This is a genomic window from Paractinoplanes rishiriensis (assembly GCF_016862375.1).
GTDB classification, from domain to species: domain Bacteria; phylum Actinomycetota; class Actinomycetes; order Mycobacteriales; family Micromonosporaceae; genus Actinoplanes; species Actinoplanes rishiriensis.
On record NZ_BOMV01000026.1, the window covers coordinates 59,291 to 82,552 of the forward strand.

Genomic DNA, 23,262 nt, shown 5'->3' on the forward strand with positions numbered 1-23,262 from the left:
ACAGGCCTCAGGGCCGGACCACGACGGCGGTGGCGGTCAGGAACGTGCGGTCGTCGTAGCCACCGGTGATGAGAACCCGCCCGTCCGGGAGCGCGGCCGCCGCCGGGAACTGCCGCTCCGGACCGGGAACGGTGGTCAGCCGGCGCAGCGCGCCGCCGGCGTAGGTGTCCACGCCGGACCCACCCGCGATGACCACCCGTCCGTCGGTCAGGGTGACCACCGCGTCGGAGATCTTGTATCGCGGCTCGGACATCACCGGCCCCGCCCGGAACGCGCCGGTGCGCGGATCGAACCGCTCGGTCCGGGTGAGCCGTGCCTGCCGTTCGTCGGCGGTCTGGCCGCCCACCACCAGGGCGCCGCCGTCCGGCAGCCCGGCCAGCGCCAGCTTGTACTTCGGCGCGTCGAGCCGCCCGGCCTCAGCCCAGGAGTCGCTGGCCGGATCATAGATCGCCGCCGTGTCGAGCAGCGTGCCGCGCGCGGACTGGCCACCCGCGACGAGGACCCGGCCGTCCGCGAGCAGTGCCGCACCGTGCAACGACCGTGGCCCCGGCAGCGCCGCAGCCGCAGTGAACCGGCCGGACGCCGGGTCGTAGATCTCCGCCCCGGCGAGGACGTTGGTGCCGTCCGCCCCGCCGGCGATGAGCACCCGTCCGTCCTGCAGGCGGGTGGCGGTGTGTTCCGCGCGGCGGGCCGACACCGCACCGGCATCGGCGAACCGTCCGGTCGCCGGGTCGTACACCTCGGCGCTGGCCAGCGGCGGCAGCCGCTCACCCGAGAACCCGCCGACCACCAGGACGCCGCCGCCGGCGAGGGCAGTCGCGGTGTGCCCGGCCCGCGGCACGGCGAGCGGCGGGCCGGGCGCGAACCGCCCGGTCGCGGGGTCGTACAGCTCACTGTCCGCACCGGCGGTGCCGTCGCAGTGGTCCACGACGCAGCCACCGACGACCAGCACGCGACCGTCGCGGAGGGGGGTCGCGGTGTGCGACGCGCGGGCGACGGCCATCGACAGGCCGGGCGGTGCCGGTGGTGGTGGCTCACCGGCGGAGCAGCCGGCGGAGAGCACGCCGGCCGTCAGGATCAGACACATCGCGAGTGGGCGGCGCATGGTTGCGGGCCTGCCGATCATCTCGGCGGGCCTTCGGCCTGACTGACAGGTCCATTCTTGAATTGCTCCTCGACGAACAGGACCCATTCCCTCTCGTCCTTTGATAGCCCGGAAGGATTGCGTAACGCTGCCTGAGCCGTTCCCTGGCCTCGATTGGCGTGGGAAAATAGAACTCCTCTTCGGTGGGCCCTCGCTGCGATCACTTTCCGCGATATATCGGATAGTTTCTCGATGGCGGAATCGGTGAACAGCAGCACGACTGGCATGGCGAGGTCGTTGTCGTCCTCCGCCGCCAGGCTGCGTGCCTTCCGATCCTTCCCCACGAGGTTCCTCATGAGTTTCCACGCCGCGTCCAGATGCGCCGGTAAGTTGGGATAAATTGTGAGGTTACTCTTTTCTGCGCGCGCGGCGTCTGCGGCCAGTAGTGCTCGGTCGAGCAAGCTGGGGTCGTTGGAACGCTTGAAGTCGAAGATGAACCCAGCCGCCTCGGTCAGGCGGGACTGGACCCTTTCCGCCGCACCCAACGCAAGGTCGAATTGTTGCTGCTTTTCTATATTTTCCTGATCTATCCTGTGCTGGCTACGCCACGACCAGTAAGTAAACCACACCGTCGCGGCAACGCCCGCAATGCTGATAAAGGCGCCCAGGAGCGCCGTGGCTAGATCGAACCTTTGTCCGCTGTCCATTGATTTCTCCTTTCAAGCGGTCGGTCCCCCTTTCGTATCCGGGCCCGGTCGCTTGAGCAGCCAGATCAGGACAAGGTGCGGTGAGTGCCCGCCCGACCGTCGGCGACGCCGTGGTGGTCATCTCCCGCACCACCCAGGACGCCACGTGGTCAACGTGCCCGATCTGCACTGGGTCGACCCGGCAAATCCCGCCTGACACTGCGTTCGCCGCCCGGCGGTACCTGCCGGGTACGCAGCCACCACCACGTCAGGTTGAACACGGTGATCGTTCCGGTGACGGATGCGGCGATCACGGTGCTGGGGTCGGGCACCGCTGTCGCCCAGGACAGCCAGACACCCTGGTTCAGTACCGCCAGGGCCAGGAACAGTCCGGACACGCCGACGATGTGCGGGGCACGGAGGAACTGGAGGCTCTGTCCCGCGTTGGCGACAACGGCGGGGACGATCGCGGCCGACCCGAAGGCGGCCGGCCCGAGGAACTGGTCGACACCGATCAAGGCGCAAGCACCGCCGATGCTAGGCAGCATCACCAGGAGCAGGTGGCGTTCGCGCTTGCGGGCGAGCAGATGCAGGATCGGCAGGGTGGCGCACAAACTCAGGGCACTGGTCAGAACCTGTGGCGCTTGTCCGATCCGCAGGCCATGAGCGGTCCAGATTAGGTTGATCACCAGCATGGCCTGCCACGCCGTCATTGACAGGCCGTCGACTCGGCCGGTTCGCAGCAGCCGGACCGCTTGGGGCAGGCCCAGGATGGTTCCGGTGACGGTGCCGGTCCAGCCCAGCAACTCCACTGCGGTCACAGGGTGAATTCGCTGTGTCCGGCGGGTGCGGACACTTCGTTGCCGGTCGGGGCGATGAAGTGCACCGGGACGGGGCTGTCCACGCGGACCTTGCCGTCGTCGACCTCGACCCGTACGAGTCCGTGCGGGGTCGGGACGGCCCCGGAGAGGCGTTGGAGGGCGCCGGGGCGGGGAGCGATCCGGACCGTGGTGTATCCGGGGGTGCCGGGGGTGACGCCGAGGACGTACCAGATCAGGTCTTTGGTGGGTGTGGAACTCCAGGCGTGCACCGGTGTGCCCCAGCCCCAGCATTCGCCGAAGGTGTCGAAGCCGTCGTGCAGGAACTGGCTCCATCGCCGCAGGAGATCGGGGAGGCGGTGGGCCTTTCCGGCGGCGGCGACCGCGTCGTGCACGACGTAGCTGAAGAACGGTTCGGCGAGCACGATCTCCCGGTCGGGGTCCCAGCCGATGCGGTAGATGCCTTGGGAATGCTCGACGATTTTGGTCATGTCGTAGCCGCCGTCCGCGCCGCCGATCCAGGACCGGACGACCAGGCGGGACGGGTCGGTGATCACGTCGATGATCCCGGCGTGCCGGTCGGCCGGGGCGAGCCCGGACACGATCGCCACGGCGCCGGCGGCCTGGGACAGGGCGGGCATCCGCTTGCCGTCGAGGATGTGGTCGACGTAGCTGCCGCGGTCGGGGTCCCAGAAGTCGGCGTAGCCGGTGCGGGCCTGTTCCCACCGTTCGCGGGCCCAGCCGGCCGATGCGGTGTTGCCCAGCCAGCCGGCCATCTCGGCGTACTCGGCCAGCCCGCGTGCCCACAGGCCGGTGATCAGCGAGGAGCGGCCGTTGGAGAACACGCTCGACCAGTCGATCAGGTTCCATTCCGGCACGTCGGTGAGTGTGCCGTTTTCGTCGATGTAGGGCTCGTACCAGCGCAGCACCCGCTCGACTATCGGTAGCAACGCGAGGGTCGCGGCTTTGTCGCCGTCGTGGCGGTACTGGTTCCAGACTGCGTGGATCCAGTGCAGCGCCCAGTCCGGGATGGTGTAGCCGCCACGGTACTCGATCTCGCCGGCCACGCTCATCGGGAGCATGCCGTCCGGGCGTGGGGAGGCGCCAAGGGTGACGTAGTTGCGGGCGAGCCGCCAGTCCTCGTTGGTGGTCAGGTGCACCATCTGGTGCACGACCCCGTCGCCGACCCAGGCCCGCTGTTCCCGGGTCGGGCAGTCGGTGAAGGAGTCGAACGAGTTCAGCTCGGTGGTGCGGATTCCGGCCCGGTAGAGCCGGTCCAGCTCGGGGTCGCTGGACTCGAACGTCGCGCCGCCGGTGAACGGGTAGTGGTGTTCGCGGACGGCGACCTGGCGGACGGTGACCGTGCCGGAGCCCGCGGGGATCAGCAGGAAGAGCTGCCGCAGGCCGTTGAGGTCGATGGCCTGGTAGTGGTCGGCCGAACCGCGGGTGATGTAGCTGGCGCTGCTGCGGGGTGCGGAGTCGACCGGGCCGGTGACCGCGTCGTAGTGCGCGGATTCCTGGTAGAACAGGTCGAGCCGGACGCCGGGCGGGGCGTCGACCTCGAGCTCGACGTGACCCGCGACGATCCGGCCGAAGTCGACCGTGACCAGCGTTGTCTCGTCCGTCCCGCGGTCGACGGTCAGGGGCAGCTGAGCTGTCCGGGCTGGTCCGGCTTCGCGGAGCTGGCGGACCAGCCGTTCCGCCGGGTGGTCGGGCAGGTCCGCGACGACCGGTGCCTTCCGTACGGTCAGTGCCGGCGCCGCGATGCGTGGTCCGCCGAGCGTTCCGATGCCGCGGGGCAGCATCGCGCCGTAGGGGTCGAGCGGTGGCCGGGATTCGCCGAGCGCCCCGTCGTGGCTGGCCTTGAGCACGGTCGCGGTGGGCCACGAGGAGTCGTCGAAGCCGGGCGCCGTCCAGTCCGGGTCGAGCTCGCGCGCGTCGAGCAGCTCGATCGGAACGCCGTCCAGCGCTGTGCCGGCGTCGAGGGTCCGCCATGCCCGCGACCGCAGTGTCCGCCACCGGTCGTCGGTGACCAGCCAGTGGTCGCCGAGGTCGGCTTCGAGAACGAGTTGCACGTCGCGGCCCATCAGCCCGCTGGATGCTGCCGGTTGCCAGAAGGAATTCGGGTGGCCGTAGTAGGTCACCAGAGCCGCCACGGCGTTGGGCCCGGGTTGCAGGTGCGCGGCGATGTCGTACTCGTCGTAGCGCAGCCGTCGCGGCTGTGACCGGATCGGCCCGCGCCCCACCTCGACATCGTTGACCCACAGCACGTACCGCGAGTCCGCGGACACCCGCAGCGGCACCCGCGGCGGCACCTCCGTCAGATCGACCACCCGGCGGAAATGCGCTCGCGAGAAGCCGGCCGGCGCCAGGTCCGAGCCGACACTCGCCGGGTCGATCGAGAACTGCGGGACGTCCGGCGCCACCCAGTGACCGCGCCACCGCACGCCCGGGAAATTCGTAGCCGACATGGCGAAGCCCCCTGTCTTTCGCTCCAGAACACCCGCCCGGCCGGGCCTGTGGAAGTCACCAGCGATGGGTGTACCACCAGTACCTCCCGGTGCCGGGCTGAGTCCGATGCCCGACCGTGTCCGGTCGCATCCCGCGCGGGTCGATAACCTTCGATCCGGGGGTGGGATGAGCCGGATTCAGGTGCGGTTGCTCGGGCCGGTGGATCTGGTCGTGGGCGGTGTGACCCGCCGGGTGTCCGGGCTGCGCCGCAAGGCGCTGCTGGCGGTGCTCGCGCTGGATGCCGGCAGCGTGGTGAGCACCGACCGGCTGATCGACATCGTCTGGGACGGCGCGCCGCCGCCGACCGCCCTGAACACGCTGCAACGGCACGTGTCGCGGCTGCGTGCCGACTTCGGCGCGCCGGGCGTGATCGCCGGGCAGTCCCACGGCTACGCCCTGGAGCTGCCCGACGACGCCACCGACCTCGCCGTGGCCGAGCGGCTTATCAGCGAGGGCCGGCGGGCGCCGGATCCCGCCGGCCGAGCGGCCCGGCTCCGCGGCGCCCTCGATCTGTGGCGGGGCCGGCCGCTCGCCGACGTCACCGGCCTTCGCCGGCTGGCCGAGCAGGCCGAGCATCTCGAACAGGTGGAGCTGGCGGCCCGGGAGGCGTTCGCCGACGCCCGGCTGGCCCTGGGCGAGCACGCGGCGCTGGTGCCGGAGCTGGAACGCCTGGCGGCCCGGCATCCGTACCGCGAGCAGATTCACGGCCAGCTCATCGTGGCTCTCTACCGCAGCGGACGGCAGGCCGACGCGCTCGGCGCCTACCGCCGGCTGCGGCTCAGCCTGGCGGACGACCTGGGCGTCGTGCCGAGCCCGGCGCTGCGGAAGCTGGAAGCGGCCGTCCTGCGCCAGGACGCCGTCCTCGACCTGCCGGCGGCGCCGGTCACGGTACGCGCGGCCGGTGCCGTCCCGGCACAGCTGCCGGTGGCGGTGCCGGGGTTCACCGGTCGCGGCCAGCCGATCAAGCAGCTCGACGCGCTTCTCGCCACCGACCGGGCGATGGTGGTCGCCGCGTTGTGCGGCTCGCCGGGGGTGGGCAAGTCGGCCCTCGCCGTGCACTGGGCGCACCAGGTGGCGGGGTCGTTCCCGGACGGGCAGCTGTACGTCAACCTCCGCGGCTTCGAGGCCGAGGGCAGCGCGGTGGAGCCGGCCGCCGCGGTCCGCGGTTTCCTGGACGCGTTCGCCGTGCCCGCGCAGCGGATTCCCGCCGACCTGGAGGCGCAGGCCGCGCTCTACCGCAGCGTGCTGGCCGGCAAACGGGTCCTCGTGCTGCTCGACAACGCCCGGGACGCCGCCCAGGTCCGGCCGTTGCTGCCGGCCGCGCCCGGCTGCCTGGTGCTGATCACCAGCCGCGATCAACTCACCCCGCTGGTCGCGACCGAAGGGGCGCGCCCGGTGCCGCTCGGCGTGCTCACCGTGGCGGAGGCCCGGGATCTGCTGACCGTCCGCCTCGGCGCGGAACTGGTCGGCGCCGAACCGGCGGCGGCCGGCGACATCATCGAGCGGTGCGCGCGCCTGCCGCTGGCCCTGGCCGTGGTGGCCGCGCGGGCCGCCGTCCGCCCGGACCTGCCGCTCGGGGTGGTCGCCGCGGAACTGCACGAGTTCGCGGACAGCCTGGAGCCGTTCGACGGCGGCGACCCGGCCACCGACGTGCGTACGGTCTTCTCCTGGTCCTACCGCACCTTGAGCGTCCCGGCGGCCCGGCTGTTCCGGCTGCTCGGCCTGCATCCGGGTCCGGACATCTCGCGGGCCGCGGTGGCGAGCCTCGGCGGCTGCACCGCTGCGGCCGCGCGCCCGTTGCTGGCGGAGCTGACCGGGGCGCATCTGCTGACCGAACACCGGCCCGGCCGCTACACGTTCCACGACCTGCTGCGCGCGTACGCGAGATCTTTGGTTGATGCGGTTGAGGGGCACGAGGGCCGGCGCCGGATGTTCGACCACTACCTGCACAGTGCCGACGGGGCCGCGCGGCAGGTGGACGGGCACCGGCAGTCGGTCGTGGCGGACACCGCCGGGCCCGGTGTCGTCCCGGAGCCGCCAGCCGACTACGAGCAGGCGCTCGACTGGTACACGGCGGAGCGGGCGGTGCTGCTGGCGGTGGCCGACGCGGCGGCCCGCACCGGATTCGACGGGCACAGCTGGCGGATCGCCTGGACGATGATGGACTTCCTGGACATCCACAGCTACTGGCACGACCTGATCGCGGTTCACACTGTCGCGCTCGGCGCCGCTCGCCGGCTGGGCGACAACGCCGGTCAGGCACACGCGCACTGGGGTCTCGCCCGCGCGTACGCGAAACTGGACCGGCCGGACGACGCGACCGAGAACTTCGGGCACACCCTGTGCCGGTTCGAACAGGCCGGGGACCGCACCGGGCAGGCGCAGACGCTGCTCAACCTCGGCTGGGTGCTGGACCGGCAGGGCCGCTACCCGGAGGCGCTGGCATACGCGCGCCGGGCGATGACGCTGTACGAGGCCACCGGCGACCTGGCCGGGCAGGCCGACGGGCACAACACGATCGGCTGGTACCTGACCCACCTCGGCGAGCATCAGCAGGCGCTCGACCACTGCCGCCGCGCCGTCGCCCTGCACGGGGAGACCGGCGACCGGCACGGCGAGGCGCAGGCCTGGGACAGTCTGGGGCGGGTGCACGCCAACCTCGGCGAGCCGGGCCGGGCGGTCGACTGCTACCTGCGGTCCCTCGACCTGATCCGCGGCCTGCGCATCCGGTACGCCGAGACGATCGTGCTGTCCCACCTGGCCGACGCCCGGCAGGCGGCCGGCGACCGGGCCGGTTCCCGGGCGGCCTGGCGGCGCGCGCCGGCCGTCGCGGCCTCACGGATCGTCCGGCTGGATCAGAACGGCCTGGGCCGGTACCTGGACGCCCACGAGTTCGCGGGCAAGGACTTCAACGTGGTCACCCGCACCCGCCAGAGCGACAACACCCAGCGGTGGGTGCTGACCGACTGGGGCAACAACGAGTACACCCTGCAGCAGGTGAGCAGCGGCCGCTACCTGGACGCCCACGAGATCCCGGAACTGGACTACCGGGTGGTGACCCGCCCCGAGCAGAACAACACCACCCAGCGCTGGCGACTGTGGCAGCACACCAGCGGCTACTACTGGCTGGAGTCGGTCAGCAGCCCCGCCCGCTACGTGGACGCCTACGACTACAGCGGGGCGGACTACCAGGTGGTGACCCGGCCGTTCAACAACATGAGCCACCAGCTCTGGCGGATCACCGCCGGCTGACCCTCACCCGGGACCGGCGCCGCCGACCGGCGGCGCCGGCCGCGGCCCGATCCACCGGTACATCAGCCCCGCCGCCACCAGCCCCGCTCCGGCCACCGCCAGCGCCGCGGCGGTCAGCGACGCCACCGCGGTGACCGCCCCGATCAGCACCGGCCCGCCGCCCATTCCCACGTGGTTGCAGATCTGCCAGGCACCCAGGAACTCGGCCCGCCCGGCCGCCGGCGACACGTCCGCGCCGATCGTCATCACCAGGCCGGCGCTGAGCCCGTTGCCCAGGCCCATCAGCAGCGCCACCACGGTGAGGCCGATGGCGCCGTTCGCCAGCGGCAGCAGCGCGTGCGCCAGGCCCAGCAGCGACATCGCCGGCACCGCGGCCCACCGGCGGCCGTGCCGGTCCATCAGCCGGCCGGCCGGATAGAACAGCAGCATGTCGATGGCGCCCGAGACGCCGTAGATCAGCCCGATGGTCGCCGGGTCGAGGCCGAGACCAACTCCCCACAGCGGCAGGATCGTCTGCCGCGACGAGCGCAGCGCCCCGATCAGCAGCGCGCCGATGCCGAGCGTGCGCAGCGTGCGCGCGTTGTCCCGGAGCACCTGGCGCAGCCGGGGACGGTCGGCCGCGGCCACCGGCGGGCTGTCGTGCGGGACCGTGGGCAGCAGCAAGACCAGCAGGCCGGCCAGGCTCACCCCGATCAGGGCGACCAGGTACGCCCCGCGCAGCCCCCAGCCGGCCACCGCGGCCGCACCCAGGAACGGGCCGAGGAACGTACCGATCCGGCCCACCCCGCCGAGCGTCGACATCGCCCGGGCGCGCAGGTCCGGGCGTACCGCCTCGGTGAGGTAGGTGTGCCGGGCCACGCCCCACGCCGACCACGTCATGCCGAGCAGCAGCACCGCGGCGCCGAGCAGCAGCACGTGCCCGGCCAGCAGGCAGGCCCCGATCGCGGGCACCGCCAGCGCGGTGGACAGCAGCATGGCGCGGCGCTCACCGGCCCGCGCGATCAGCATGCCGGCCGGCAGCGACCCGGTGATCTGCCCGATCCCCTGCATGCCGGCCACCAGCGCGGCCACGGCCGGCGAGGCGCCCAGCTCGACGGCGGTCAGCACGATCACCGGCGCGACCGCACCCAGCCCGGTCGAGTAGACCGCGGACGGCAGGTAGATGGTCGGCCCGAGCTGGCGCAGGGTCAGCCCGTCGGCGGTCGCGGTCACCTGGCAACCCTATCGATCTACTTCCTCCGTTCGGACGGTAGCGCCGCCGTCACCCATCGACGCGCGCCTCCGCTCCGAAGACCGGGTGCCGACCGATGTCGAGGAGGACCAGATGACGAAGGGCACGATCCTGCGGATCGCGCTGGCCACGGTCGCGGTGGCTGCGTTCGGGGCAACAGCATTCATTGCCGTACGCCCGGACAAGCTCCCGTGGCGCTCGACCACCCCGGAACCGGTGGCCGCCGTGAACCCCTCGGGCGGCGACGGCTACGGCGAACGGGGCGACCTGTTCGTCGTCACTGAGGACAACCGGCTGATGCGCCTGGGCGAGCGCGGCCTGGACGTGCCCGTCACCGGCCTGTCCGGCGGCGAGCGCATCGTCGGCATCGACACCCGCCCCGCTAACGGCCAGCTGTACGCGGTGGGCAGCAGCAGCCGCCTGTACGCCCTCGATCCGGCCACCGGCGCGGCCGGCGCGATCGGCCCGGTCTTCGCCACGGCGCTGTCCGGCACCCGCTTCGGCGTCGACTTCAACCCCGCCGCCGACAAGCTGCGCATCGTCAGCGACACCGGCCAGAACCTGCGGATCGACCCGACCACGGGCGCCGTGGCCGGCGTCGACCAGGCGCTGAGCAGCCCCGGCATCACCGCGGCCGGCTACGCGGGCAACGCCACCCTGTACGACCTGGACAGCACCGCCGACCGCCTGGTGGTGCAGGATCCGCCCAACTCCGGCCGCCTGACCCCGGTGGGCCCGCTGGGCATGGACGTCACCGGCATGGACGGCTTCGACATCATGGGCAACGCCGCGGTGGCCGCCGTCCGGGTGAAGGGCGCCCCCGAAAGCCGCCTGGTCCGGATCAACCTGCGCACCGGCAAGGCCACCATGCGGGGCACGCTGCCCGTCGGCGTCACCGGCATCGCCGCCTCCGCCGGCCAACCCAGGACCGTGTACGCCGTGACCGCCCGCAACGACTTCGTGGTCTTCGACCGGGCCACGTTGCGCATCCGCAGCCAGAACCCGATCACCGGCCTGTCCCCGGGCGAGCAGGTGACCGGGCTGGACGTCCGCCCCGCCAACGGCGTCCCCTACCTGCTGACCAGCGCCAACCAGATCTACACCCTAGATCCGCGTACTAGTACGGTGACGCGGATCGGCTTGCCGTTCAGCGCCGCGGCGTACGGCAGAGGCATTGGTTTTGACGTGAATCCGGCAGCCGACCGCCTGCGAGTCCTCACCGCGAACGGCGACAACCTGCGCCTGGTCCCGGAAACCGCAGCCGTGGCCGGCACCGACAAGCCGCTGCGCTACGCCCCCGGCGACCCGAACGCCCAGGCGGCTCCGCGGGTGGTACACGCCGCCTACGCGAACAACCGGGCCGGCACCACGACGACCACCCTGTACGACCTGGACATCACCGCGGACGCCCTGCTGGTGCAGAGCCCGCCCAACGACGGCGCCCTGCGAACCACCGGCCCGCTCAACCTGAACGCGACGACGGCCGGCGGCTTCGACATAGCCCCCGACGGCGTGGCGATAGCGGCCCTGTCCCGGGGCCAGGGCACCCGCCTCTACACCATCGACCTGACCACCGGCCGGGCGGACTCGCTGGGCAGGCTGGGCCGGGGGAGCACCTTGACCGCCCTGACCGCGGCCCCCCGAGGCGTCTGACCGCGTCACCGCGGCGGCCTCGTCACCGCGGCGGCCTCGTCACGGCGGCGGCCTCGTCACGGCGGCGGCCTCGTCACGGCGGCGGCCGCGCTGCCGTCGCCGGGCCTGTCCCGTCCCGGCGGCGCGGCGCTCGCTCAGGCTGGCTCGACGCGAAGTCTGGCTGGCGTTCTCTCGCGATGTTGTCGATCTGCCGTTCGCGGGCGACAGTTCGCGGGCGACAGTTCGCGGGCGACAGTTCGCGGGCGACAGCAGATCAATAGGATCTGGTCCAGCAGACCCGCTGACCGCCCGCTTAGGCATTACATATCGGATATGTTCTTGCGCGGAGCACCCCGGTCTCCCTGCTCCGCCGGTCCGACCGGACCTTGGCTATCCACCACCGCTTTGGCCACCTCTGCAGCCCTGTCGGCGAGTGATGCGGCGGCCCACCCGGAAGATGTCCGATAAATACTCGTTTAACGGACGTCGAGGAACCGCCAGGTTCAGATATTGGCGATCTACGCTCATCCCCCGGAACAGCAGATCGACAACATCGCGTCGCGGACAAGCGTCAGCGCGGGGACGTTTGCGGGCAAAGGCCCGGGCGCGCGCTGCACTGCCGGCCGGGTCGCCCAGCACCCGGCGGCACCCGGCGGCACCCGGCGGCACCCGGCGGCACCCGGCGGGACGGTCGGCGTGCACGACCGCTCGCCGCACCGGCCCCTCCCCGACTGCGGTCCGGGCGGGTCGCCTGGTTGCCGGCGCGAGGGTTTGTGGATCAGTCCTGGAGGGTGATGGGGTTGATCAGGTCGGCGGTGATGGTCAGCAGGGTGAAGGCGGCGCCCACCAGGATCAGCACATACGTGACCGGCACCAGCTTGTAGTAGTCGACGCGGCCGGGGTCGGGGCGGTGGCGCCTGGTGGCCAGCCAGGAGCGCGCTCGCTCGAACCACCAGATTGACATGTGGCCGCCGTCCAGTGGCAGCAACGGCAGCAGGTTGAAGAAGGCCATGAAGACGTTCAGGCCTATGAAGATCATCAGGACGGTGGACCACAGGCCCAGTGACGCCGCCTCGCCGCCGATCAGGCTTACGCCTACGACGCTGATCGGGGTTTCCGGGTCTCGGGCGTCGCCGGTGATGGAGTTCCACAGGGCCGGCACCTTGCCGGGGATGCGCTGGAACGCGGCCACCGTCTGGCCGCCCAGCCACGCCGCGTAGTCGGCCGTCGCGGGGATCGCGCCCACCGGGCCGAAGGTCACCTCGGCGGGGGCCGTGATGCGCAGGTCGACGCCCAGGGCGGCCACCGTCGCGACCGGTCCGCCCGGATTGTCCAGCGGGGCACGCTGCACGGCCCGCAGGTCGACCGTCACCGTGCCGGGGTGGCCGTCGCGGGAGTATGCCACCTGCGCCGGACCGGGCCGCGCCTGCCGGACCGCGGCCACCATCTCCGCATAGTTCGCCACCGGGACGCCGCCGACGGCCGTCAGCACGTCGCCGTCGCGCAGGCCGGCCGCCATCGCCGGCGACACCGGGTCGGCGGCGGTGCAGGCCCGGGCCGCATCCGGCGTCACGCACGAGGCCACGCGTACCGCCGCGGGCTGCGCGCCTATCTCGGCGCTGGTCTGCGGGTAGTTCAGGTTGGGCACGCCCACGTACGCCGCCGCGAACCACAGGCCCACCAGCGCCAGCCCCAGCTGGGTGAACGCCCCGGAGGCCATCACCACGGTGCGTTGCCAGAGCGGGAAGCGCCACATCGCCCGGTGTTCGTCCGCGGGCGCCACCGGATCGTCCGGGACCATCCCCACGATTTTGCAGAAACCGCCGAACGGCAGCCATTTCAGGCCGTACTCGGTCTCGCCCCGGCGGAACGAGAACGCGGTGGGGCCGTAGCCGACGAAGTAGCGGCTCACCTTCATGCCGAAGCGTTTCGCGGTGAGCATGTGACCCAGCTCGTGCAGGCACACCGAAACCAGGATGGCCAGCGCGAACGCAGCCGTGAACAGCACCCTCGACATGGCGTGAAAGCTACCGTGCGAAGGCAACCGATCGCCGGTACCGCCGCGTCCGAGAGACCATGCGACGAATTCTGCTTCTCGCGGCGGCGACCGGCCTGCTCGCGGCGTGCGGCGGCCCGGACGCCGCCACCCCACTGGTCTATGTGTCGACGCCCGCCGCTGACTGCGGCACCTTCAAGCTGGGGCAGGGCGAGCACCTGCCGGTCACGGCCGGGGAGTGTTTCGTGGATGCCGTACGCGGCGGAAAGCTCGCCCGCCTGGCGGTGACCAGACCGACGACCGAGGGCGATCCGATCCCGTACACCTACACGTCCCGCCTCGACGGCAGCGTCGAGGTGATCACCGACCGCCGGCAGGACGCCTTCGGCACCAGGACCGTCACCCGCGATGTCTGCACCGGCGTGACATTCGGCGAACACCTGGAGTTCGCGAGCTGCACGCCCCAGAAAGAGTGACGACGAGGCGGCGCTGGGGTGCGGCTGGGCCCGCTTTCCCGCAGCGCCGCCAAGGCGCCCGCCGGCGGCCGAGGGGGATGAGGCGGTCAGGCCGCCGCCACGTGAGGAGGCGGCCCACGCCGGCGCTCCGGAACCGGAGGCTGGCGTGGGCCGCGCGAGGGTGTTCAACCTCGGTCCACGATGCACGGCGCGTATGGCGGAGCGTGCGCGTTCATATGACGGTTCCATGTCACCCCGCCTCGATCGTCACGGAACTGTCGTATCGCCGGGGTGGGGGCGCCACATGGCTGCGCCAGCCTGGAACAGTCGCGAGGGCTACGGAAGCGGAGGATGGTCATGCCTGGAGGTGCGGTCCCGGAGACGGTGGTCGTGATCACCGGCCCGTTCGAGGGCGCCAGCGTCGAGCGCTGGGGCAACCTGATCGCGGAGGCCGTCGCCATCGGCCCGGAGCGGCTGATAATCGACCTGGCCGGCAGCCCGACCATGGACGCCGGCGCGATCGTCGTGCTGCTCGGCGCGCACCGCACCATGATGCGGATCGGCGGCCACCTGACCCTGCGCAATCCGAACGGCCGGGTGCGCCGGGTGCTGAAGCTGGCCCGGGTCGACCAGGTCTTCGACATCGCCGTGGGGCAGCCGGCCAGCGCCTAGCAGGTCAGGGCTCGATCAGGTTGGAGTAGTCGGCCACCGTCAGCGGACCCGTGTAGAGCGAACCGTCGCCCCGCGGCACGCCCAGCGGTCGCCCCTCGCTGACGAACGACACCGTCCCCACCTCGGCGCCCTGGCTGGTCAGCGTGCAGACGATCTGGCCGTACGCGAGCATCTCGTCGTTCCTCGTCCCGTCGGCCGACCGCTCGCCGACCACCACGGTCGCCCGCCGCTGCACCACGGTCATGCCCTCGATCCGCATCGTGCTCAGCGCCGTCGCGAGCCCGTCCTCCTGCTCCGAACGGGTGGGGCCGCGCAGCAGGTCGTCGAGCATCTGGAGCGGGGTGGGCGGCACCGACACCCGGCGGATCACCCGGACCAGGGCGCCGTCGCGCACCATGTAGAGCCGCTCGACCGCGGTGCCGAAGCCGTCCGGCGCCGGCCGGCTGGAGCCGGACGGCGGGCGCGGCCCGCCCAGGTCGCGGGGCTCCTCGTCGACCGGCACGCCGCAGCCACCGGCGAGCGCCACCGCCAGCAGGAGCGGAAGCAGGCGCCTCACGTCGCACATCCGGGCAGGTCGACCCGGAACCGGGCGCCGCCGCCCGGCCGGTCGTGCACGCTGGTCGTCCCGCCGTGTGCCGCCGCGTGCTGGGCGACCAGCGCGAGCCCCAGGCCGGTGCCGTCGCTGCCGCCGCGGGTGCCGGCCGCCCGGCCCCGGACGAAGCGGTCGAAGATCACCGGCTGGTCCTCGGGGCTGACGCCGGGGCCCTCGTCGTCGACCTCGATGCGGCCGTCCGCGCCGTCCAGCGTGAGCCGGACCGCGGTGGCGCCGCCGCCGTACGCGGCCGCGTTGTCCAGCAGGTTGCCGAGCAACTGGCCGATCCGCCGCCGGTCCACGCACCAGACGGTGTTCCCGGTGGTTTCCAGCGCCGCGGCCGGCACCCCGCGCTCGGCGCACATCGAGCGGGCCAGGTCGGCCACGTCGACCGGGGAGCGTTCGGCCGGCTGGTCGCTGCGGGCCAGCATGATCAGGTCGTCGACCAGGCGCTGGAACCGGTAAACCTCGTCGGCGACCAGGCCGGCCGCGGTGGCGGTGCGGTCGTCCAGCTGCTCGCGGCGACGTTCCAGCACGCTGGCGGCCGCGGCCAGGGTCTGCAGCGGGGACCGCAGCTCGTGGCTCACGTCGGCGGCGAACCGCCGGTCGCGTTCCAGCCGGGCCGAGAGCTGGTCGACCATGTCGTTGAACGAGGTGGTCAGCCGGGCCAGGTCGGGCTCCTGGGCCGGGTCGAGCCGGGCGTCCGAGGCGCCGCTGGCGATGTCCTGCGCGGCCTGCGCCACCCGCACCAGCGGCCGCATCACGTACCGGGTCGCGTACGCACCCAGCGCGGCACCCGCCAGCGCCGTGCAGATCGCCACCCCGGTGAGCACCGCGGTCAGCACCCGGAGCGTGTTGTCCAGCTCGGTCAGCGAGTCGACCTCGTAGTAGACGGTGTCGGCGGCGATCGGCAGGGCAACAACCAGAGTCGGTACGCCGTCGGCCACCACCCGCTGCACCGCCGGGATCCCGGCGTTCGCCCGGGCCTGCAACTCCGCCGGCACCGCGCTGGTGATGCCGGCGTCCGCGTTCCGGGAGTACCAGCGGCCGTCGATGTTCACCAGCGCGTGCCGGCTCTCGCCGGTGTCCAGCGAGCGCAGCACGGCCGCCACGTCCGGGCGGACCGCCGCGGTGATGCCGGCCCGCACCACGGTGGCGTCGTAGAGCGCCGCCTGTACGGCGGTCTCCTCCCGCTCGGCGAGCAGGGACTGACGGATGATCTGGTACGAGGCGAAGGCCATCGCGGCGGAGACGGCGAGCGCGCCGGCCGCGAACCCGGTCACCACCCGTGCGCGCAGGCCGGCCCGGATCATCGCTGAAACCGGATCATCGCTGCAGCTTATAACCGAGGCCGCGGACCGTGACCAGGTGCCGGGGCGACGTGGAGTCCGTCTCGATCTTGTGGCGGAGGCGGCCGACGTGCACGTCGACCAGGCGTTCGTCGCCGCCGTCGTAGCCCCACACCCGCTGCAGCAGCTGCTGCCGGGACAGCACCCGGCCGGGGTGGTCGGCCAGCTCGCAGAGCAGCTGGAACTCGGTGCGGGTGACCGCGACCGGCTCGCCGTGCAGGCGCACCTCGCCGGCGTCCGGCACGATCTCCAGGTCGCCGAAGCGCAGCACCGGGATGGCGTCCGGACCGGCCACCCGGGCCCGCCGGCGCAGGGCCCGCAGCCGGGCCGCCAGCTCCGGGATGGCGACCGGTTTGACCAGGTAGTCGTCGGCGCCGGCCTCGAGCGCCGCGACGATGTCGTGGATGCCCTCGCGGGCGCTGATCACCACGATCGGCACGTCGTCGGTGCGGCGCAGCTGCCGGATGCACTCGAAGCCGTCGATGCCCGGCAGCATCAGGTCGACCAGCACCGTCTCGGCCGGCTGGGCGCGCTGCTGGGCGATGCCCTCCTCCGCGGTGCCGGCGCCGGTGACCGTGTAGCCCTCGTCCTCGAGCGCGAGGACCAGCGAGAGCCGGATGCGGTCGTCGTCTTCGATCACCAGCACTGCGGACACGGTTCACATCATGACCGGCGGTAACCGGGTCGGCGAGCGGATGGGAGGGTTTCCGGGGGAGTGTCACGGAAATGTCATGTGCCGCCGGCCCCAGGGGATGGGCCGGCGGCACATGTGTCCAGGTCAGGCGACTGACATCGCCACGTCGTCGAACCAGACCGTTCCGGTGTTGCCACCGGACTTCAGGTGCACCTGGACGCTCGCGGTGCCGGCCGGTGCGGTGGCCGCCGCGGTCAGCCTGGTCCAGGCGGTGGTGCCGTTCGCCAGCGCCGCCGAGGAGGCGCCGCCGAGCCACTTGCCGTTCGCGTCGAACCAGCTCAGCGCGATCTGGGTGGCGCCGGTGGCGGCGTTCCCGCGGGCCCACACCTCGGCGGTCCAGCGCTGGCCGGCGACGACCGGCACGATCGGGGCGACGCAGTACGACGGCGACCCGGCCGCGGTCTTGCCGGTGTTGGTCAGGGCCACCGACCATTTACCGGTACGGGCGACCGCCTGCGTCTTGCTGGCCACGCCCAGTTCCGGCAGGTACGCGCGCCACGGCGTCTGCCCGGCCGCGTTCTCGAAGCCCAGGTCCAGCAGGTTCGCCGGATAGGCGGTGCCGGTCCAGGCGGCCTTGACCACGGCCGCGGCCGGTTTGGCCGAGCCGTCGAGCCGGAACAGGCCGAACCGGTACTGCGCGGGGACCTGCGCCACGCCGGAGTCCGGGATCGCGCCCGCGGCGAAGTCGGTAAGCGTCCACGGCGCCACCGAGTCGAGGCCGGCCCGGTCCGCGGCCTGGAACACCCGGGCCAGGTATGCGGCCTGCTCGCCCTCGGTGCTGGTGAGCGAGCTGACACCGGTCTCGCCGATCACCAGCGGCGCCGGCGCCACCGCGGCCTGTGCCTGCTGGATCGTGGCCAGGGCCTGCTCGGAGCTGCTGTAGAAGTGGAAGTCGTAGTAGTCCAGCGGGGTGCCGGCCAGCTGCGACTTGAGCCTGGCCAGCCCGGCCGCACCGGCCTGGCCGTTCACCGAGATGGTCAGCGGGATCGCCGGCGCGGCGCCGCGTACCGCTGGAATGATCTTGCGGGCCCAGGCGATGGCGGCCGCGTTGTTCGGGTCCATCTCGTTCTGCACGCCGATCGAGATGATCCGCCGGTCGTAGCGGTACGGCGCGACGATCGCGGTGGCCCAGGCGCTGCTCCCGGCGACGTCGGCGTAGGTGCCCCACCAGTCGAACAGCGTGATCTTCACGGTCAGGTTGTGCGCGGCGGCCAGCGACACGAACTGGGCCAGCTTGGTGGTGTACTCGGGCTTCGGCGCCGGATAACCGAAGACCGAGGGAAAGACGATGGCCCGTACGCTGTCCGCGCCGAGCGACCGCGCCTTGGCGAAGTCCGCGTCGATCTGGGTGGCGTCGAAGTTCGTCCACATGCGGGTCCAGCCGCTGGTCGCCGGGTAGTAGTTCATCTGCTTGGCGGTGGTGACCGCGGCGAGACGGCCGGCCAGCGTGGTCAGCGGGTCGGGAGCGGCCGTGGCCGGGGTGGCGACGGACGGCAGCAGGGCCAGCAGAACCGCGCTGACGATGATCCCGAGGGACGTGGTCGTACGCACTTTGGTGGTTAGCCCTTCATCCATGCCGACCGGGGGAGGCGGTAACACTTGTCGGCTCGGGGCGGGGCGGGAAAAGAAGGTCCGATTGCGGTTATGGGTGCAGGTCTGGGGCGCTTCGGTTGAGCGGCCACCCGGCCCCTCATATCGAGGGCTCATGGCCCTGCCGGGGCGGCCGTGCTGGCGTCGTCGCTGCACTACAGCGGCCGTGGCGGTTCCGGATCAGCGACGGTGCGATCGAGGTGCTTCAGGCGGCGGCCGGTCAGCGAGGTCCTGGCCTGACCCGGCCGGTGTCGTACGCCCACATCGCGATCTCCACCCGGTTGCGCGCGCCGAGCTTGGCCATCAGGCTCGCGACGTGGGTCTTCACCGTGCTGAGGCTGATGTGGAACGCCGCTCCGATCTCGGTGTTGGTGTGGCCGCGGGCCACCGCGAGCAGCACATCCTCCTCACGCTCGGTGAGCGGGTCGACCGGTTGCGCGGCGGTGGCCGGTTCGGCGTCGGCGAACGCCTGCAGCAACCGGGTGGTGACCGCCGGGGCGATCAGCGCGTCCCCGGCGGCCGCGGCGTGCACGGCCTGGGCGAGCAGGGCGGTGCCGGAGTCCTTGAGCAGGAAACCGCGGGCGCCCGCGCGTAACGCGGCGTACACGTACTCGTCCAGGTCGAAGGTGGTGATCACGACCACCGCGAGCGGGTCGGCGACGCCCGGCCCGGCCAGCCGGCGGGTGGCTTCGATGCCGTCCATCCGGGGCATCCGGATGTCGAACAGGCACACGTCCGGCCGCAGCCGCCGGGCCGTCTCGACCGCGGCGGCACCGTCCGCGGCCTCGCCGACCACCTCGACGCCAGGCAGCGTGTTCAGGATCAGCGTGAGGCCGGTGCGCACGATCTCCTGGTCGTCGGCCACGACCACCCGGGTCGTCACGTGGCCTGCCGGGGGAGCGCCGCCGTCACGGTCCACCCGCGCCCGGGCCCCGGGCCGGCCTCGCACGTGCCGCCCAGCAGGCCGGCCCGCTCGGCCATCCCGGCCAGCCCGAAGCCGCCCGGCCGCGGCGTGCCCGGGTCGCCGTCGTCGCTGACCCGCAACCGGACCGCGCCGGCGTCGGCGGCCACCCGTACCTCGATCCGGGTGGCGTGCCGGGCGTGCCGCCGGGCGTTGGTCACCGACTCCTGCGCGAGCCGGTAGATCGCCGCGCCCAGCGGTGGCGGGATGTCGTCGAGGTCGCCGGTCAGTTCCACCTCGACCACCGGCCCGGCGGCCTCCTGCGCCAGCCGCCGGATGTCCGGGATGCCGGGGCTGGGCGCCAACTCGGCCGGCTCGCTCTCGCGCAGCGTGCGCACCATCGAGCGCATCTCGGCGAGCGCCCGGGTCGCCTCGGACTCGATCACGTGCAGCGCGTCCACCGCGCCCTCCGGCCGGGTCTGCGCCACCGCGATGCCGGCCTGAGCCCGGATCGCCATCGCCGACACATGGTGCGCCACGGTGTCGTGCAGATCGCGGGCCAGCCGCTCGCGCTCCAGCAGGCGGACCCGTTCCAGCTCGCGGGACCGCAGGGTGACCCGGTAGCGCACGGCGGTGGCCAGCGCGAACACCGCGAACATCACCACGAATCCGGCCACCGCGTCGGCCACCGGAGTGAGCCCGAACCCGGCCGACAGGCCGATCTTGACGAGGATGACCGCGGCGCCGAGGATCCGGTCGCGGCCGGAGCCCCAGCGGAACAGCGCCCATGGCAGGAACAGCACGACCGCGCCGGACACCAGGTCGATCTCGTGGCCCAGCGCGAAGGCGGCTGCCCCGGCGCCGGCGAACGCGACGGCGACCATCGGCAGCGGCCGGGTGCGGCGCCACAGCAGCGCCGGCAGCAGCGCGAGCGTCACCAGCGTGGCGGCCACCGGGGACTGCAGGTCGGTGCGCAGCAGCCCCTCGGCCAGCACGGCCACCGCGGCGGCCGCCACCAGCACGCAGTCCCGCCGGTTGCGGCGCGGCACGTCCGGGGGCCGGGGCTCGGCCCAGACCGAGCGGAGAAGCTCGCGCACGCCCCGATCGTACGCATCGGCGCCGGTCACCGGATTGGCCGAAAGTACGGCCGCCGTCCCGTACCGGAGAACGGGAAAGCTCCGGCCCGCGTGCCGATGAATCAGGGCCGCTCGCTCGCGACGATGGCGGCATGTCGAAAAACTGGCTCATCCCGGCCGGCCTGGTCGGCCTCAGCCTCATCCCGGTGGTGGCCGGCAGCCTGCGCCTGGCCGAGTTCGCCGGCGGCGCCGCGGTGCTGCCGGACGGCGACCGGATCGGCACCCAGGCGTTGCCGATCGTGGTGCACATCGTCAGCGTCACCGTGTTCAGCCTGCTCGGCGCGTTCCAGTTCGCACCCGGCTTCCGCCGGCGCAACCGTGGCTGGCACCGGATCGCCGGCCGGACCCTGGTGCCGTCCGGCGTGGTCGCCGCGCTCAGCGGCCTGTGGTTGACCTTCGCGCTGCCGCCCGGCGCGTTCGACAGTCAGATCCTGACCGGCGTCCGGGTCGCGGTCGCGACCTTCATGACGGGCTCGCTGCTCATGGGCTTCGTCGCGGTCCGGCGCCGCGACTTTCCCGCGCATCGGGCGTGGATGATCCGGGGGTACGCGATCGGCGTGGCCGCCGGTACGCAGGCGTTCACCAGCGCGGCCTGGCTGGTCGCGATCGGTCCGGTCACGACGACCGGCCGGACCGTCACCATGACGGGCGCCTGGCTGCTCAACGCCGCGGTCGCCGAGTGGGTCATCCGACGCGGGCGGCCGGGCGGCGCAGTTCGTCGTCGTGCGCGGCCATCGCCTCCTGCCGTCCCGGTTCCTCGCGCAGTGCCGCACAGTTGAGCCACTCGTCGCTGATCCCGAACGCGTCGACCAGCGTGGGCAGCTGCGGCCGCAACTGCCGGAGCAGTTCGTTGACCATCCCGGTGACCGCCTTGGACCGGGCCGGGGTGAGCCGCTGGTGCTCGAGGAACCAGCCCCGGTGCGCCTCGATGGTGGACAGCGCGTACAGGTCACAGACCTTGGACAGCAGCGCCTTGACCTCGGGATCGCCGGCCCGGTCGACGCCGGCCACGAACGCCTCCAGCACCACCCGGTCGACGTGCGCCGAGGCGGTGGCGAGCACGTGGTCCTGCACGTCGTTGAAGATGTCGAACGGCCGGTCCTTCTGGCGCGCGGCGCCGTTGCGCAGCCGCCGGATCGCGCCGTCCAGCAGGTGGCGTTCCCGGTCCTCGAACAAGGCCAGGTGCCAGCCGCGGTCAGTGAGCGCGACTTCCTCGTCGCGTCCCGGCACCGCGTCGACCAGGCGCTGGATCAGGCCCCGGGCCGCGGTGCGCTCCAGCACCATCTCGCGGACCTGCTCGGCCACGAAGGTGGCCCGGCCCCAGCCGTCCAGCGACCCGAACGCGTCGCGGTACCCGGTGAGCAGCCCCTTCGCCACCAGTTGCAGCAGGACGGTGTTGTCGCCCTCGAACGTGGTGAAGACGTCGGTGTCGGCCTTCAGGCCCGGCAGCCTGTTCTCGGCCAGGTAACCGGCCCCGCCCAGCGCCTCCCGGCAGGCCTGGATCGTGCGGGTGGCGTGCCAGGTCTGCGCCGCCTTGAGCCCGGCGGCCCGCGACTCCAGCTCGCGCTGCCGGTGCTCGTCGGCCGGCCCGGTCGAGGTCTGGATGTCGTGCAGGGCGCTGACCAGTTCCTCCTGGGCGAAGTGCAGGGCGTACGTGGTGGCCAGCGCGGTGCCCAGGATGCGCTGGTGGGCCAGGTAGTCGTTGAGGGCGATCTCGCGCGGCTCACCCGGCGCCGCGAACTGGCGGCGCACCTCGCCGTACCGGATCGCGATGGTCAGCGCGCTCTTGGTAGCCGCGGAGGCCGAACCGCCGACCACCACCCGGCCGCGCACCAGGGTGCCGAGCATGGTGAAGAAGCGCCGGACGTCGTTCTCGATCGGGCTCGAGTACGTGCCGTCCGGAGCGACCTGGCCGTAGCGGTCGAGCAGCATGTCGCGCGGCACCCGCACGTGGTCGAACGAGAGCCGTCCGTTGTCGACCCCGAGCAGTCCGGCCTTGGGCCCGTCGTCGCCGATCGTCACCCCGGGCAGCGGCCGCCCGCGCTCGTCGCGGATCGGCACCAGCCAGGCGTGCACCCCGTACCGCCGGCCGCCGGTGACCAGCTGCGCGAACACCACCGCCATCCGGCCGTCGCGGGCCGCGTTGCCGATGTAGTCCTTGCGGGCCGCCTCGTGCGGGGTGTGCAGGTCGAAGGTCTGTGTCTCCGGGTCGTACGTGCAGGTGGTGCGCAGCTGCTGCACATCGGAGCCGTGCCCGGTCTCGGTCATCGCGAAGCAGCCCATGAGCTCTGCCGAGATGATGTCCCGCAGGTACGCGTCGTGGTGCCGCTCGGTCCCCAGCGCCACCACGGCCCCGCCGAACAGCCCCCACTGCACGCCCGCCTTGACCATCAGCGACAGGTCGAGGTGGGCCAGCATCTCGGCCGCCACCACCGAGGCGCCCGGGTCGGAGCGACCGCCGTACCGGCTCGGGAATCCGGAGGCGATCCCCGGGTCGGTGGGCAGCTCCCGGAGCAGCCGGGACACCCGCTCGCGCGCCTGCGCCATGGTCTCGCCGGGCACCGCCACGAAGTGCGTCCCGCCGAGCTGTTCCCGCGCCGCCCGCCGGACCGCCGCCCACCGGCCGTCGAGCACTTCCTGCAGACCGATCATGGGTACAGACT

18 protein-coding genes are annotated in these 23,262 nt (G+C 72.5%); 5 read left to right on the top strand and 13 right to left on the bottom strand.

Annotation, left to right across the window (positions count from 1 at the left end; all coding sequences use genetic code 11):
* Positions 1 to 7 precede the first annotated feature (7 nt).
* The 4 genes from Ari01nite_RS13490 to Ari01nite_RS13505 all read right to left on the bottom strand — a co-directional run bounded on the left by Ari01nite_RS13490 (position 8) and on the right by Ari01nite_RS13505 (position 5,059).
* Complete coding sequence (locus Ari01nite_RS13490; protein WP_203781546.1) at positions 8 to 1,105, bottom strand: Kelch repeat-containing protein; 1,098 nt, start codon at positions 1,103 to 1,105, stop codon at positions 8 to 10.
* 17 nt (positions 1,106 to 1,122) lie between these two features.
* Complete coding sequence (locus tag Ari01nite_RS13495; protein ID WP_203781547.1) at positions 1,123 to 1,791, bottom strand: hypothetical protein; 669 nt, start codon at positions 1,789 to 1,791, stop codon at positions 1,123 to 1,125.
* Between the two features lie 149 nt (positions 1,792 to 1,940).
* Positions 1,941 to 2,591, bottom strand: coding sequence for a SemiSWEET family sugar transporter (locus tag Ari01nite_RS13500; RefSeq protein ID WP_203781548.1), 651 nt, complete (start codon positions 2,589 to 2,591; stop codon positions 1,941 to 1,943).
* Entirely contained in the window at positions 2,588 to 5,059 is a 2,472-nt protein-coding gene (locus Ari01nite_RS13505) for an alpha-L-rhamnosidase-related protein (protein ID WP_203781549.1), read from the bottom strand. The genes Ari01nite_RS13500 and Ari01nite_RS13505 overlap by 4 nt, the downstream gene beginning before the upstream one ends.
* A 166-nt stretch (positions 5,060 to 5,225) precedes the next feature.
* Here Ari01nite_RS13505 and Ari01nite_RS13510 point away from each other — a divergent pair, with 166 nt between their 5' ends.
* The gene (locus tag Ari01nite_RS13510; RefSeq protein ID WP_203781550.1) at positions 5,226 to 8,351 is read left to right on the top strand and encodes a BTAD domain-containing putative transcriptional regulator; all 3,126 of its coding nucleotides are present in this window, start codon (positions 5,226 to 5,228) and stop codon (positions 8,349 to 8,351) included.
* Between the two features lie 3 nt (positions 8,352 to 8,354).
* Here Ari01nite_RS13510 and Ari01nite_RS13515 read toward each other — a convergent pair whose 3' ends face one another.
* On the bottom strand, positions 8,355 to 9,563 hold the full coding sequence (locus Ari01nite_RS13515) for an MFS transporter (protein WP_203781551.1): 1,209 nt from the start codon (positions 9,561 to 9,563) through the stop codon (positions 8,355 to 8,357).
* 112 nt (positions 9,564 to 9,675) lie between these two features.
* Here Ari01nite_RS13515 and Ari01nite_RS13520 point away from each other — a divergent pair, with 112 nt between their 5' ends.
* Positions 9,676 to 11,235, top strand: a complete 1,560-nt coding sequence (locus Ari01nite_RS13520) for a DUF4394 domain-containing protein (protein WP_203781552.1) — start codon at positions 9,676 to 9,678, stop codon at positions 11,233 to 11,235.
* A gap of 757 nt (positions 11,236 to 11,992) precedes the next feature.
* On the opposite strand, the gene Ari01nite_RS13525 is transcribed toward Ari01nite_RS13520, so the two are convergent.
* Positions 11,993 to 13,231, bottom strand: coding sequence for a M50 family metallopeptidase (locus tag Ari01nite_RS13525; RefSeq protein ID WP_203781553.1), 1,239 nt, complete (start codon positions 13,229 to 13,231; stop codon positions 11,993 to 11,995).
* 59 nt (positions 13,232 to 13,290) lie between these two features.
* Between Ari01nite_RS13525 and Ari01nite_RS13530 the strand changes: the two genes are divergently transcribed.
* Together Ari01nite_RS13530 and Ari01nite_RS13535 are read left to right on the top strand one after the other, a co-directional pair.
* Positions 13,291 to 13,686 carry a DUF4362 domain-containing protein gene (locus Ari01nite_RS13530; protein WP_203781554.1) on the top strand — a complete coding sequence of 132 codons (396 nt, stop codon included), beginning with the start codon at positions 13,291 to 13,293 and terminating at the stop codon, positions 13,684 to 13,686.
* Positions 13,687 to 14,022: 336 nt separating this feature from the next.
* Positions 14,023 to 14,337 carry an STAS domain-containing protein gene (locus Ari01nite_RS13535; RefSeq protein ID WP_203781555.1) on the top strand — a complete coding sequence of 105 codons (315 nt, stop codon included), beginning with the start codon at positions 14,023 to 14,025 and terminating at the stop codon, positions 14,335 to 14,337.
* Positions 14,338 to 14,341: 4 nt separating this feature from the next.
* Here Ari01nite_RS13535 and Ari01nite_RS13540 read toward each other — a convergent pair whose 3' ends face one another.
* The 6 genes from Ari01nite_RS13540 to Ari01nite_RS13565 form a co-directional block, all read right to left on the bottom strand.
* Entirely contained in the window at positions 14,342 to 14,893 is a 552-nt protein-coding gene (locus Ari01nite_RS13540; protein WP_203781556.1) for a GerMN domain-containing protein, read from the bottom strand.
* Positions 14,890 to 16,242 carry a sensor histidine kinase gene (locus Ari01nite_RS13545; protein ID WP_203781557.1) on the bottom strand — a complete coding sequence of 451 codons (1,353 nt, stop codon included), beginning with the start codon at positions 16,240 to 16,242 and terminating at the stop codon, positions 14,890 to 14,892. Before Ari01nite_RS13545 ends, Ari01nite_RS13540 begins: the two co-directional genes overlap by 4 nt.
* 13 nt (positions 16,243 to 16,255) lie before the next feature.
* Positions 16,256 to 16,933, bottom strand: a complete 678-nt coding sequence (locus tag Ari01nite_RS13550; RefSeq protein WP_203781558.1) for a response regulator transcription factor — start codon at positions 16,931 to 16,933, stop codon at positions 16,256 to 16,258.
* A 123-nt stretch (positions 16,934 to 17,056) separates the two neighbouring features.
* A complete protein-coding gene (locus Ari01nite_RS13555; protein WP_239162727.1) occupies positions 17,057 to 18,523 on the bottom strand; it encodes a glycoside hydrolase family protein in 1,467 nt (488 codons plus the stop codon).
* Positions 18,524 to 18,782: 259 nt separating this feature from the next.
* Complete coding sequence (locus Ari01nite_RS13560) at positions 18,783 to 19,445, bottom strand: response regulator transcription factor (RefSeq protein WP_203781560.1); 663 nt, start codon at positions 19,443 to 19,445, stop codon at positions 18,783 to 18,785.
* Complete coding sequence (locus Ari01nite_RS13565; protein WP_203781561.1) at positions 19,442 to 20,560, bottom strand: sensor histidine kinase; 1,119 nt, start codon at positions 20,558 to 20,560, stop codon at positions 19,442 to 19,444. The genes Ari01nite_RS13560 and Ari01nite_RS13565 overlap by 4 nt, the downstream gene beginning before the upstream one ends.
* A 131-nt stretch (positions 20,561 to 20,691) precedes the next feature.
* On the opposite strand from Ari01nite_RS13565, the gene Ari01nite_RS13570 reads away from it, so the two are divergent.
* Positions 20,692 to 21,378, top strand: a complete 687-nt coding sequence (locus Ari01nite_RS13570) for a DUF2306 domain-containing protein (protein ID WP_203781562.1) — start codon at positions 20,692 to 20,694, stop codon at positions 21,376 to 21,378.
* On the opposite strand, the gene Ari01nite_RS13575 is transcribed toward Ari01nite_RS13570, so the two are convergent.
* Positions 21,284 to 23,251 (bottom strand): acyl-CoA dehydrogenase family protein, encoded by a 1,968-nt coding sequence (locus Ari01nite_RS13575; RefSeq protein WP_203781563.1) that lies wholly within the window; start codon positions 23,249 to 23,251, stop codon positions 21,284 to 21,286. The genes Ari01nite_RS13570 and Ari01nite_RS13575 overlap by 95 nt on opposite strands.
* Between the last annotated feature and the right edge of the window lie 11 nt (positions 23,252 to 23,262).